Here is a 13,404-nt window from a genome sequence, read left to right as displayed (position 1 = left end):
ATAAGCGGGTAATTTGATAAGTTGCATCATGACTTCGTATAGGATCATACTATTTACCCTAATCTATCACTTCATTTTCCAAGTCCAGGCACAAAACCTGGGAGATGAAAGTTATGGGATTGCATCCTATTATTCTCGCAGTTTTTACATGAATAAAACAGCCAATCAAGAGCTGTTGAATAGAAATGAATTTACCGCCGCTCATCGTGTATATCCATTTAATACCTTGGTGGAAGTTACTAATTTACAAAACAAAAAATCGGTCATTGTCCGCATCAATGACCGTGGTCCTTATAAATCTGGTCGAATTATCGATTTAACTGAAATAAGTGCCAAACAACTTAATATTCGAAAAATTGGTCTCACAAAAGTTCGTTTAAAGATTATTGGATTTGAAAATGAACAAATGCTCATCCCCTATCAGCATTTGGAAATGGAAACAAGTCCAAAATTTAGCAGTAAATATTACCAAAAAACACGACTTAAGTATAAAAAGAAGTACCGCCTAAAAAGACATATTCGCCACCGTTCTTACCTAATAAAAGGTAAAAAGAAGGGTACTGTGAATAAAAAACGTAAAAAGAGAATTAGCCATGCTAAGAAAAGTAGCGGAAGAACAGGCAAGTAACACCTTGTCCATTATAGCGGAAGAAATAAGCCAGGAACTATATCACGGTAAACATCGTAGTGCCTTTCATGGATATTCTTCCGAATTTAAAGAATACAAGGCCTACCAAACGGGTGACAATTTAAAACAAGTGGATTGGAAGTTATATGGAAGAACGGATAAACTTTTTACTAAACACTTTCATGATGAATCAAACATCAGTGCTTACTTCTTCGTTGATTTATCCTCATCCATGTTTTTTCCACGAGAGAATCTAGAAAAAATCCATAAATCCATTCAAATCATTGCTGTCTTATGTAAAATTTTGCAAAAGCAAAGGGACAAATTTGGTGTTTTAGGCATTTCCAATGAATTACTTTGGGAAAGTCCTTTATCTAATACCAAAGGGCATTTATATGACATTTACCACCAATTAGAGGGATTGTTACAACGGGAATCTTTAGAGGAAATTAGCAAGCTTCCAACTATATTATCCAGCAAAGTTGCTGCCATTGGCCAAAGAAAAATTGTCTTTATTTTAACTGACCTGCTATTTAACGATCACGATTTTACTCTATTTTTACAGTGTCTTTCAGAAATAAAAGCCAATAAAAATAGTATTAAAATTCTTCATGTTTGGGATGAAAGTGAAAGGCAACAAGATTCTAAACTGGGAAGTATTTTACAATACAAAGACATTGAAACGAATCAAGTACTTTCCCTACCCATTGAAGAATGGAATCAATTACAAGTCAAACAACAAGGTGTTTTTATTGAGCAAAGAATTAATCCCTTACTCAGTAAAGGTTTCCAATATCATTCACTTTGTGTCAACACAAGCCTTTTTGAGCTCATTAGGCAAGTTATTTAATACCTAACTCTTTTTGACGGTTTTCATAGAATGTGATAAAATCTTGGATTTTATCGGTTGGTATTTTCTTCCCGATAATCCTTTTATTTTTATCTAAGACATAAATAATCGGAGTTGAATAAATATCGAAAGTGTGTAAGAAATCCGTATAATATTCCTCTTTGCCAGTCTTGGCATTGGGATGTATATCAATTCCATTATAAATAGACTCCATTTTATATTCTTTGATAAAACTGGTCCATTGTTCTTTATTTCTAGCAATAGAAGTAGCTAAAACCGATATTTTTTTAGATTTAAAATAATTAGCTTGAGCCATCAATTTAGGTGTTTCCTCTTTACAGTGGCTGCAATCTGGATCATAAAAATAGACTAAGGTATATTCTCCAGGAATGGATGCTGTCGTTAAACGCTTACCGGAAGTATCCGTTAAAAATAACTCTGGAATTCGTTTTCCGATTAACAATGGTTTTAAAACTTTGATACGATCTCTCATTTGTCGGATAGTAGTGGTATCCCATAAAGCGGGTTCTCCTACATAATACTTCTCTCCCATATGGGCGAATGCAGCATCGGTACCAACAATATTAGAGGTCTCATAGGTACTTGAAATCTTATAAATGACGTAGCGTCTAACATCCCTATTCTTAATTTTCGTTAGAAGTATATCGGCATCTTTAATGATGGAATCAGGCTGTTGGGCGACTAAATCCTCAAAATATTTTTCTAATTTCTTTTGCAAAAATGGTGTACGGATGAAGCGGTCATCGTTCAGGTCAACGTTATCAAAGAAATGTTTTTTGTAATAACTAAATTGATATTGATAAAACGCTGTACTGTCTTTAGCATTAAGAATCTTTTTCTTGAAAGGCGGGATTTCAGGTTCAAAAGTTGCTCTGACTAATTTAGACACAAAAAGTTGTTTATTTTTTTCAAACCAAGCCTGTTGGTATTGAGTGATTTCATTCCGAATATTACTTATTTGTGAAGGATCTTTTCTTTCCAATTCCAATTTTCTCAAATCTACATACCGTTTTCCCATTTCTTTTTGAAAACTAAAGAAAGCTTCATTTTCTGAAGAATTTTGGAATTTCATGTGATTGATGGGATCCAGAGTATCAGTCTCAAAGGAAAAATTAGTGTTACCAATGATGACATCGAGATACTTGTTTTTCGAAAAGCTAATTAAATACAGACCTTTAGGTAAATCTTCTTTCCCTTGAAAAACAAAATTCCCTTGTCCATCTGCCCGGGCAGTGTCTTTGATCACCTGTTGCGTAGAACCAAAATAATGGGCTAAATAGAGCTCAACATGACTAATTCCATTAATCTTACCTTTAATTAAGAAACCTGCTTGTGAAGTAGCTGGGTTGTTTGTCTTTTTTACTTGGGCGATTGATCCAAATCCGCTTAGCATGATGCTGAATGCCAAAAAAAATACTTTCATATATTTAATTAAATTTACAGACTAACAAATCTAAAATTACAATGTTTTTCATACTATCTAAAATATTAGACATCTTACTTTCACCAACAGTTTGGATAATTATCCCTTTGGTCATTGCATTACGTTTGAAAAATATAAAACAAGTTAAAGTGGCCATTTACACATCATTACTATTACTTCTGGTACTAACAAATGGGTTCATTTGTAACTTATTTCTACAGAGTTGGGAGGTGGATGCACCCGATATTCCAAGGGGAAAGTCTTATACTTGGGGAGTTGTTTTAACTGGCGGAATGATACAATCAACCGATAGACATCCTGATAGGATATCCTTAGGTCAAGTATCTGACCGTATGTTACAGACTTTTCATTTATATCAACAAGGGGCAATAAAGAAAATACTGATATCTGGAGGAGAAACTAGCATACCAAATTTAATCATTGATAACACCCATGAATCCATGAATGTCCGCAAACTTCTAATTAAGATGGGGGTTCCTTCCCGAGATATATTTGTGGAAAATAAGGCTAGAAATACCTATGAAAATGCCTTCTATTCAAGTCAAATGTTAAGAAACTACATAAAAAACGATACTATTGTAGTCATTACTTCTGCCATGCATATTAGACGGTCCGTATTATGTTTTGAAAAGCAGGGCTTTAAAGTAAGACCTTATTCAGCCGATATATTAAAAAAGGACACCCCTCCGGGCATCCTTTCTAATTTTAAACCAAGCGAACAAAGCTTACAAGTCTTTTTTCAATTAACGAGAGAATTTGTAGGTATTCTAGCTTACAAGCTTCAAGGTTATGTCTAGGTAGATAAAATTTCCACCATTCGAATCAAATCTTCCGATACAGGTTTCTTTTTGGTGATGGTATCATGGAATGGAGTATAAACCAATTGATTGTTTACAACACCAGCCATCACGTTCTTTTCCCCGCGCAAAAGCCCTTCTAAGGCACCAAGACCTAATCGACTAGCTAAAATTCGGTCTGCTGCTGTAGGAACTCCGCCTCGTTGAATATGCCCTAAAGTGGTCACACGAATATCTAACTCGATTTTCATTTGATCTTTAATCTTTTGAGCTACTTTTTGTGCATTTCCTTCTTCATCCCCTTCTGCTACGATCACGATAGAAGAAGATTTAGCTTTAGAAAAGCCTTTTTGTAATGTTTCCATCACTTCGCTAACCGGAGTTAAGTTTTCTGGAATCATAACGGCTTCTGCACCACCCGCAATCGCACATTGAATGGCAATATAACCAGAATCACGACCCATTACTTCGATAAAAAACACGCGATCGTGCGAATCTGCAGTATCTCTAATTTTATCGATGGCATCTAAAGCTGTGTTGACAGCGGTGTCATAACCAATGGTATAATCTGTTCCATATAAATCGTTGTCGATGGTACCTGGAGCACCTACACAAGGAATTTTAAATTCATTATAAAAAATTTCGGCTCCTGTAAATGTACCATTTCCTCCAATAGCTACTAAACCTTCTATTCCTTTAGCCTGCAATTGATTGTATGCTTTCTTACGTCCTTCTGTAGTTAAAAACTCTTTGGAACGAGCTGATTTTAAGATGGTTCCTCCTCTTTGAATAATATTACTAACCGACTGTGAATTCAACGGAATAATGTCTCCATTAATCATACCATTATACCCCCTCACAATTCCATAAACCTCTACTCCATGATAAGCGGCACCTCGTACAATGGCACGAATACAAGAATTCATTCCTGGGGCATCTCCTCCTGATGTATAAACTGCTATTTTCTTCATCAAATGTTGTTTTACTAATAAAATGATAAAAACAATCCTAACCTGGATAAATTTTCACTATTAACTACAAATTTAAGCTTTAAAATGGCTCTCCAAAACTCTTAAATTTATTTTTTCGATAAAATTCAAATATAAATTAGCCTTAGTAAATTGCACATTCAAAAAATATGTCAATTATGTCTCAAAAATCGAATGACTTTCTGTACGAATATTTAAATAATGCATCCCCTACTGGTTTCGAAATGTCGGGCCAAAAAATTTGGTTGGATTATTTAAAACCTTACTTAGACGAAAAAATTATTGATATATACGGAACTGCCGTAGCTGTCATTAATCCAGGGAAACCGTATTCAGTCGTTATCGAGGCTCATGCCGATGAAATTTCATGGTTTGTCAACTACATCGATGAAAATGGTTATTTGTTTCTACGTAGAAATGGAGGCTCTGATGCCTTGATTGCACCATCCATGCGCGCTAATATTCACACCAAAGACAAGGTTATCAAAGGTATTTTTGGTTGGCCTGCTATACACGTACGCGATACAACAAAAGATAAAGCCCCTACGGTGAGTGATATATTCATTGATTGTGGAGCATCCAATAAGAAAGAGGTGGAAGAAATGGGAATCCATGTAGGTACTGTCGTTACTTTTGAGGATGGACTCATGGAATTGAATGAAAAATATTTGGTTGGCCGTGCACTCGATAATCGTATTGGAGGATATATGATTGCTCAAGTGGCTAAGCGATTAAAAGACAATAAAATTGAATTGCCTTTTACTTTGTATGTGGTGAATGCTGTTCAAGAGGAAATTGGATTACGAGGAGCAGAAATGATTGTGAAGCGCCTAAAACCCGATTTAGCCATCATAACAGACGTCACTCATGATACTCAATCTCCCATGTACAATAAGAAAACTCAAGGTGATATGGCTTGTGGAAAAGGGCCTGTTATTTGTTATGGCCCTGCCGTTCAAAATAATGTGAGAGACTTCATTATTGATATTGCCAATGAAAACAAGATCGATTTCCAAAGACAAGCGGTCTCCAGATCCACTGGTACAGATACAGATTCCTTTGCCTATGCAACAGAGGGGGTAGCTTCTGCCTTGATTTCCTTACCATTGAAGTATATGCATACTACGGTAGAGATGATTGCCAAATCCGACATGGAAGCAGTTATTGACCTAATTTATGCTTGTTTATTGAAGGTAAAAGGAAATGAAGATTTTAGATACTTTAGTTAGTTATTAGTTATAAGTTATTAGGGATTAGATTTTGGGCTTTTTATAATTTAACAACTAATACCTAATAACTTATAACTATCTAAGGTATCGCTCAAAAAACTCATAGGTCCTCAACATTTGATCCAAACGCTGACGATTATTACCTGCTCGAGTAATTTCATGCGTTGCTCCTGGGTGTCGCACATATTCGACATCCCTACCCATCACTTTTAAGCTTTTATACAACATTTCAGATTGAATCACTCCTGTTCTCAGGTCCTGCTCGCCGTGAAATATAATTAATGGCGTTCTGATGTTCTGAACATAGGTTAAAGGTGACTCTTTATCCAAAATAAGCCTTGTTTCTTTTTCCCAAGGATATCCTCCAAAATAGTTTGGAACTAATCTCCAAGCATTTCCTTCCCCAAAAAAGGTTGATAACTCATATACTCCACGCTGAGAACAAGCCACTTTAAAACGATTGGTATGTCCTAACATATAAGCAACTAAATAACCCGCATAGGATCCTCCTGAAACGGCTAATTTCGTCGTATCCGCCCAACCTTCTGAAATCCCTAAATCCAAAGCTTGCATCACATCAGACATAGGACCTTGACCCCAATCTTTCACATTAGCCGCCATAAACTCTGTACCATACCCACCACTACCTCTAGGATTGGAATACACAATTCCATATCCTTTCGCAGCAAAATATTGAAACTCATGCCACATGCTGGCTTCTCCAGTTCCCCACATGGCAGTAGGGCCACCATGAATTTCCAACAACAAAGGATATTTCTTATTCGATTGAAAATCAATTGGTTTCATAACCCAATAATCCACAATCAAACCTTTCTTATTTTTAAATGTCTTTTTGCTGGCTAAGCTGATAACCTTATCCTTCAACCAAATCGAGTTAAATTGAGTTAATGCTACATCATTTGGATTCGATTTAGAAGAAAAATATAATTCCGAAGGATTTGAATTTTTTGTTTTTGCATAGATGAATTGTCCATCTAACTGGTCAAAACCCAGCACTCCTTCTTCCGTTGAGCTTAAGTTATTCAATTTACCCTTGGCTATATCATACCCAAAAAGTGATACACCACCATGGTCTTGTGCACTAAAATATAAGGTAGATTCATCTTTAGACCAGGACCATTGGGTGATGATTCTATCCAAAGGAATAATTTTTTGAAAATACACTCCAGGGCTTAATGCTATAATTTTGGCTACTGGACTAGGAATTCCACCTACTTTTAGCTCAAAATAAGCTACATACTTACCATTCGGGGAAACCGAAATATTGGAATAGCGATAACCTGGCTTTTCTACTAAGGTTTGAAAAGATTTCGTAGCAACATCATAAATAGCTATGATATTATCTAATACCTTATCAGGATGTTTTAATGTGTCTGCAGGCATACATACTACAAAGGTTTTACCCATGTTCAGCTCTTTCATTTCATCAATCCTTCGAAAAGGATTAGCTACTAATTCTGGCTTAGCATTTCCTGAAACAGAGGTTTTGAAAAATGCTTTGACAGATAGTTCACCTGTAGTGGCGCTCTCCTCTTGGAAGTCAAGTTGATTGATAACTTTCGCTTTTTTATCCTTTTCATTTTGGAATAAATAAGCGCGAATTTCTTCTATATTCCCATCCGGATTTGCTTTGATGGATTTCTTTTGAAAGCTTGACCAGTCATAAGCAACTTTTTCATGAGTCCATGATGGAACCCAAGCTTGTTTATTATACAGGGTATCTATCAGGAATTCCTTAACAACTAATTCCGAACTAAAATAAATATTGGAACCGTCCTTAGACCATTCCGGTGCACCCACTCCGTAAGGTAAAGATGTAATTGGATATGCTTCCCCTCCTGTTAAGGGTAAAATAAAAAGCTGAGGTTTGTCGCCAGAAAGTCTGACAAAACTAATAAACTGCCCATCTGGACTCCATGAGGCGGATGACACCGACATTTTGCCAGACGTCAAGGCTCTGGATTCCTTGCTGATCCAATCTCCCAAATACAAATGATTTTGGTAGGCAAATTCTCCTTTTTTATCAGGGTCTTCCACAATGGATTTAAGCAAATAAATGTACTTTTTGCCATCCGGTGACAATTGTGGCTGAGAAACCGTTTTAATCTTTAGTAAATCTGTTAATTCAATTTTCTTACTTTGGGCATTAGCTGTAAAACAGGTCAAAAAGACAATAATGAGCGTCAATAGTTTTTTCATAGTGTGTTGATTTAATAATATAATCCCTTCGATTTTATTTCATGAATAGCTTTCGCTTCATGTGCCTTCAATTGAACTAATTCGGGTATTTCAGTGAAATGTTCTATGCCCATATAAAGTTTAGAAAATTTCAATAGAATAACATCAAAAATTAATTGCACTCGCGCTAAATGATACGAAGATGTGATGATGACTAGCGATTTAACAGGAAAATTCTCTAGTACTACTTTACTTTTTACTGCATCATCCACAGTATTGGAGGATAAAGCAAGCGGCAAAAACACATGTTCAGGAATTCCTTTGTGAATTAAGTCTTGTTTCAATAAAGCAGCATGAGACCAAGGGCTGGTATTAAAATGATCCCCAAATCCACCTGTACAAAGAATGGGTCTGGCTTGTTTTTGAAACTGTTCCCAACAATGATTGACACGATCCAAAGCGATAGGCCCTAATTGACCATCGGATGAATTGGGAGAACCTAATACCACCATTACTTCTTGAAAGTCCATAAAAAAAGGTCCCAAATTATTGGGACCTAAATTTATCAAATAATGTTATAATTAAAGCAATTTCAAAATCTCTTCACCGATAGCATCAGTACCTAAAATCATGGATGGATCAGTCGTTTTGTCGGCAATATCTCTGGTACGAAAACCTTTTTTCAATACCTGATCAATAGCGGAAATAATAGCTTCAGATTCTTCTTTTAAACCAAAAGATATATCCAATAATAAAGCTGCTGATAAAACCGATGCCATAGGGTTGGCTAAACCTTTACCGGTAATATCATGAGCAGAACCATGAATAGGCTCATATACACCTGTACCATCTCCGATAGAAGCTGAAGCTAACATTCCCATAGAACCTGCAATTTGAGATGCTTCATCAGTCAAAATATCACCAAATAAATTGGCAGTAACCACCACATCAAAACGAGTTGGTTCTTTAATTAAAATCATAGCGGTAGCATCCACAAATTGGTATTCTACCTCTACATCGGGATATTCCAAAGCCAATTTCTGAATTTCTTCTCTCCACAAACGAGAAGATTCCAATACATTCGCTTTATCTACGGAAACTAATTTTTTACGACGGGTTCTAGCAGCGTCAAACGCTTTACGGCCAATACGTTGAACTTCGTAGCGGCTATACTCGGCTACATCATAGGCTGTATCCCCATTGTTTTTACGACCTTTCTCTCCAAAATAAATGTCGCCAGTTAATTCACGGAAGAACAAAATATCTGCACCTTTTAAAATTTCGGGTTTAATACTAGACGCTCCCAAAAGCTCATCAAATAACTTAATTGGGCGTAAATTGGCATATAAACCTAGTTCTTTACGCATTTTTAATAATCCTTGCTCAGGACGAACCTTAGCTGATGGATCATTGTCATATTTTGGATGACCTACTGCTCCAAATAAAATGGCATCCGAATTTCTCATTTTTTCCAATGATTCAGCAGGAAGTGGATCTCCTGTAGCCTCAATCGCTACGTGACCAATTAATGCTTCGTCATAAGTAAACTCATGATTAAATCGTGCTGCGATCTTGTCTAAAACTTTTTTACCTACAGCGGTTACTTCTTGTCCAATTCCATCACCTGGAACAATTAAAATATGCTTCTTAGCCATTTGTATTATTGTATGTTACTAAATCAAATTCAACATTTTTTGAGTTGCCTTAATGGCAGATACTGTTTGATCGCAATCTAACCCACGGGTTATTAATTCTTTCCCTTGATGTGACCAAGTAATGATGGTTTCACAAAGTGCATCCGAATCACCTCCTGGCGGAATTCGAACAGCATAATCTTTCAATTGTGCCAATTTCTTACCGTTCTTTTGGAAAATAATTTCTAATGCGTTCACAAAAGCATCGTATTGACCATCTCCTTGAGCATGCTCTTCGTATACTTTTCCGTCAATGGAGATTTTTAAGGTTACTGAAGGACGTAATTCCTTACTATGCGTTAATACATAATTCAGCACTTGAACTCGCTCCTCAATTGCCGAACTATCCAATACATCAGAAATGATATAAGGTAAATCATTCGGTGTTACCACTTCCTTACGATCACCTAATTCAATGATACGCTGAGTAACCTTTTTCAAATCTTCATCAGAAAGTTGGATACCCAATTGCAATAAATTGTTTTCAATATTGGCTTTACCACTTGTTTTACCCAAAGCATATTTACGTTCACGACCAAAACGCTCGGGCATCAAATCATTGTGATATAAATTATTCTTTTTATCACCATCCGCATGAATTCCAGCTGTCTGAGTGAAAACATTTTCACCTACAACAGGCTTATTGGCTGGTATTCTGAATCCAGAAAAAGTTTCTACTAATTTACTAACTGAATATAATGATTTCTCTTCTACAGATACTTCTACATCTTTTTGATAATCGTTAATAACGGCAATGACACTCGCCAAAGGTGCATTTCCAGCTCTTTCTCCCATGCCATTCACAGTCAAGTGTAAACCATGTACACCATTTCTAACGGCTTCTAAAGCATTAGCCGTTCCTAAATCATAATCATTGTGGGCATGAAAGTCAAAATGAACCTTAGGGTAACGCGCCACCAACTCCGAAATAAATGAAGCTACTTCAGAGGGTATTAAAATGCCCAAAGTATCAGGCAACAAAATACGATCCACAGGTAAAGTGCTCAAAAAGTCAAGATAAGCAATGACATACTCTTTCGAATTACGCATTCCATTTGACCAATCTTCCAAATATACATTCACCTTCAAACCTTTGGAAATGGCTAGTCGAATCGTGGCTTCCACTTCATTAAAATGCTGCTCAGGAGTCTTTTTTAATTGAAATGTCAAATGATTTAAAGAACCTTTGGTCAATAAGTTCATCACCTTAGCCCCTGCATCCAACATCCACTTGACAGAGGTTCCCCCATCGACAAAAGTCAGTACTTCCACTTTATCCAAAAGACCATTTTTAGTGGCCCATTCGGTGATTTTTTTCACAGCCTGAAATTCACCTTCCGACACACGTGCCGAGGCAATCTCAATACGATCGACTTTTAATTCAGTCAATAGCAATTGAGCTATGGTTAATTTTTCACTAGCAGAAAAGGATACCCCACTGGTTTGTTCACCATCGCGAAGGGTGGTATCCATGATTTCAATATGACGTTTCAAGGAATTATCGATTGGAAGCAAAGGAAACGATTTCGTCTTTCATAGCTTGTAAATAATCTATGTCGTCGAAACCATTCAATAAATTATGTTTTTTATACCCATTGATATCAAAACTTTCAGAAGCTCCTGTAGAAACAATGCTGATACGTTGTTCCGGTAAATTAACTTCTAATTCAGCATTGGGGTCTTTTTCAATGGCTTCAAAAATTTGATGCAAAAACTCTGGACTAACTTGTACAGGTAAGATACCTACGTTAATAGCATTTCCGCGAAAAATATCGGCAAAGAAAGAAGATACCACACATCTAAAACCATAATCATATATCGCCCAAGCGGCGTGTTCGCGACTACTTCCTGAACCAAAGTTTTTACCACCTACCAAAATCTTTCCATGGTAAGTAGGATTATTCAATACGAAATCAGCTTTGGGTTGATCATTTTTATCGTATCTCCAATCTCTAAATAAATTATCATCAAATCCTTTACGCTCTGTTGCTTTTAAGAAACGCGCTGGGATGATTTGATCTGTATCTACGTTCTCAATAGGTAATGGAACTGCAGAACTTTTTAATACACTAAAACTATCGTAAGCCATAATGGTCTAATTTAAACAACTTATAAAAACTCTCTTGGGTCGGTAACTACACCGGTTACTGCTGCTGCTGCTGCAACTAATGGACTAGCCAATAAGGTACGTGAGCCAGGTCCTTGGCGTCCTTCAAAATTACGGTTGGATGTACTCACTGCGTATTTTCCAGCTGGAATTTTGTCATCATTCATCGCTAAACAAGCCGAACATCCAGGTTGACGTAATTCAAAACCCGCCTCTGTAAGGATATCTAAAATACCTTCATCCTTGATTTGCTTTTCTACAACGTGTGAACCAGGAACAACCCAAGCAGTCACGTTATCAGCCTTTTTACGACCTTTCACAATAGAAGCAAAGGCTCTAAAATCCTCGATTCGACCGTTTGTGCAAGAACCAATGAAAACATAGTCTACCTTCTTTCCGATCATAGCATCATCTTCGGCAAAACCCATGTAATCCAAGGATTTTTCATATGTAGCTACTCCACCCTCTACCTCAGTAGCTTTAGGAATATGCTTAGAAATACCCATACCCATACCCGGATTAGTTCCATAAGTAATCATGGGCTCAATATCTGATGCGTTGAAATTAATCACTTGATCAAAAAATGCACCTTCGTCTGTTTTTAAAGTCTTCCAATAAGCTAATTGCTTATCCCAATCAGCCCCTTTGGGAGCTAATTCGCGACCTTCAATATAGTCAAATGTGGTTTGGTCAGGGGCTATCATACCTCCACGTGCACCCATTTCAATAGAAAGGTTACACACCGTCATTCTACCTTCCATGGACATATTTCTGAATACATCTCCTGCATACTCGACAAAATAACCTGTAGCACCTGAAGTAGTTAATTTAGAAATGATATACAATGCCACATCTTTCGGAGTTACTCCTTTCCCTAAAGTTCCATTGACGTTAATAATCATTTTCTTAGGCTTAGGCTGCATGATGCATTGAGAAGAAAGTACCATTTCAACTTCTGAAGTACCAATACCAAAGGCAATAGCACCAAAAGCGCCATGCGTAGAAGTATGAGAATCTCCACAAACAATGGTCATTCCAGGTAAAGTAATTCCGTTTTCTGGTCCTACGACGTGAACAATACCATTTTTGGGATTTCCTAAACCCCAGTGTGAAATACCATATTTCCCTGTATTTTTTTCCAACTGCAATAACTGATTAGCTGATAAAGGATCCTCTACAGGTAAATGCTGATTAATGGTAGGAGTATTATGATCAGCTGTAGCAAAAGTTTTCTCTGGAAATAATACACCGATACCACGTGTCTCTAAACCTAAAAATGCAACAGGACTAGTTACTTCATGAATGAAGTGACGATCAATAAAAAAAACGTCTGGACCATCTGCGATCTTACGAACGACATGAGAGTCCCAAACTTTATCAAAAAGGGTATTGGGAGTATTGCTCATTATAATAGAATTAAATAATTACTTGAATCAAGCTACAAAA

12 protein-coding genes are annotated in these 13,404 nt (G+C 36.6%); 4 read left to right on the top strand and 8 right to left on the bottom strand.

The genetic code is table 11. The features are described from left to right. Positions 1-28: 28 nt before the first annotated feature. Entirely contained in the window at positions 29-628 is a 600-nt protein-coding gene (locus EWU23_RS01055; protein WP_166227939.1) for a septal ring lytic transglycosylase RlpA family protein, read from the top strand. Next, complete coding sequence (locus tag EWU23_RS01050; RefSeq protein ID WP_166227937.1) at positions 594-1,478, top strand: DUF58 domain-containing protein; 885 nt, start codon at positions 594-596, stop codon at positions 1,476-1,478. The genes EWU23_RS01055 and EWU23_RS01050 overlap by 35 nt, the downstream gene beginning before the upstream one ends. Here the strand turns inward: EWU23_RS01050 and EWU23_RS01045 are convergent. Further along, on the bottom strand, positions 1,471-2,922 hold the full coding sequence (locus EWU23_RS01045) for a TlpA family protein disulfide reductase (RefSeq protein ID WP_166227935.1): 1,452 nt from the start codon (positions 2,920-2,922) through the stop codon (positions 1,471-1,473). The genes EWU23_RS01050 and EWU23_RS01045 overlap by 8 nt on opposite strands. 41 nt (positions 2,923-2,963) lie before the next feature. Between EWU23_RS01045 and EWU23_RS01040 the strand changes: the two genes are divergently transcribed. Next, entirely contained in the window at positions 2,964-3,740 is a 777-nt protein-coding gene (locus EWU23_RS01040; protein WP_166227933.1) for a YdcF family protein, read from the top strand. Here the strand turns inward: EWU23_RS01040 and pfkA are convergent. After that, on the bottom strand, positions 3,737-4,711 hold the full coding sequence (gene pfkA / locus EWU23_RS01035; protein ID WP_166227931.1) for a 6-phosphofructokinase: 975 nt from the start codon (positions 4,709-4,711) through the stop codon (positions 3,737-3,739). The two genes, EWU23_RS01040 and pfkA, sit on opposite strands and share 4 nt — an antisense overlap. A gap of 176 nt (positions 4,712-4,887) precedes the next feature. Here pfkA and EWU23_RS01030 point away from each other — a divergent pair, with 176 nt between their 5' ends. Continuing rightward, complete coding sequence (locus tag EWU23_RS01030; RefSeq protein ID WP_166227929.1) at positions 4,888-5,958, top strand: M42 family metallopeptidase; 1,071 nt, start codon at positions 4,888-4,890, stop codon at positions 5,956-5,958. 75 nt (positions 5,959-6,033) lie between these two features. Here EWU23_RS01030 and EWU23_RS01025 read toward each other — a convergent pair whose 3' ends face one another. From EWU23_RS01025 to leuC, 6 genes are read right to left on the bottom strand one after another with little or no spacing between them, the layout of a single operon-like run. After that, positions 6,034-8,178, bottom strand: a complete 2,145-nt coding sequence (locus EWU23_RS01025; protein WP_166227927.1) for a S9 family peptidase — start codon at positions 8,176-8,178, stop codon at positions 6,034-6,036. An 11-nt stretch (positions 8,179-8,189) separates the two neighbouring features. Continuing rightward, the gene (locus EWU23_RS01020) at positions 8,190-8,687 is read right to left on the bottom strand and encodes a YdcF family protein (protein ID WP_166227925.1); all 498 of its coding nucleotides are present in this window, start codon (positions 8,685-8,687) and stop codon (positions 8,190-8,192) included. 51 nt (positions 8,688-8,738) lie between these two features. Further along, a complete protein-coding gene (gene leuB / locus EWU23_RS01015) occupies positions 8,739-9,812 on the bottom strand; it encodes a 3-isopropylmalate dehydrogenase (protein WP_166227923.1) in 1,074 nt (357 codons plus the stop codon). A gap of 18 nt (positions 9,813-9,830) precedes the next feature. Next, positions 9,831-11,324 (bottom strand): alpha-isopropylmalate synthase regulatory domain-containing protein, encoded by a 1,494-nt coding sequence (locus tag EWU23_RS01010; RefSeq protein WP_166228993.1) that lies wholly within the window; start codon positions 11,322-11,324, stop codon positions 9,831-9,833. A 25-nt stretch (positions 11,325-11,349) separates the two neighbouring features. Continuing rightward, entirely contained in the window at positions 11,350-11,940 is a 591-nt protein-coding gene (leuD, locus tag EWU23_RS01005) for a 3-isopropylmalate dehydratase small subunit (protein WP_166227920.1), read from the bottom strand. 20 nt (positions 11,941-11,960) lie between these two features. After that, entirely contained in the window at positions 11,961-13,364 is a 1,404-nt protein-coding gene (gene leuC / locus EWU23_RS01000; protein WP_166227918.1) for a 3-isopropylmalate dehydratase large subunit, read from the bottom strand. Between the last annotated feature and the right edge of the window lie 40 nt (positions 13,365-13,404).

This window comes from Aquirufa beregesia (assembly GCF_011090385.1).
GTDB lineage: Bacteria > Bacteroidota > Bacteroidia > Cytophagales > Spirosomataceae > Aquirufa > Aquirufa beregesia.
The sequence above is the reverse complement of the archived record's forward strand: the minus strand, read 5'-3'. Positions and strand labels throughout refer to the sequence as shown.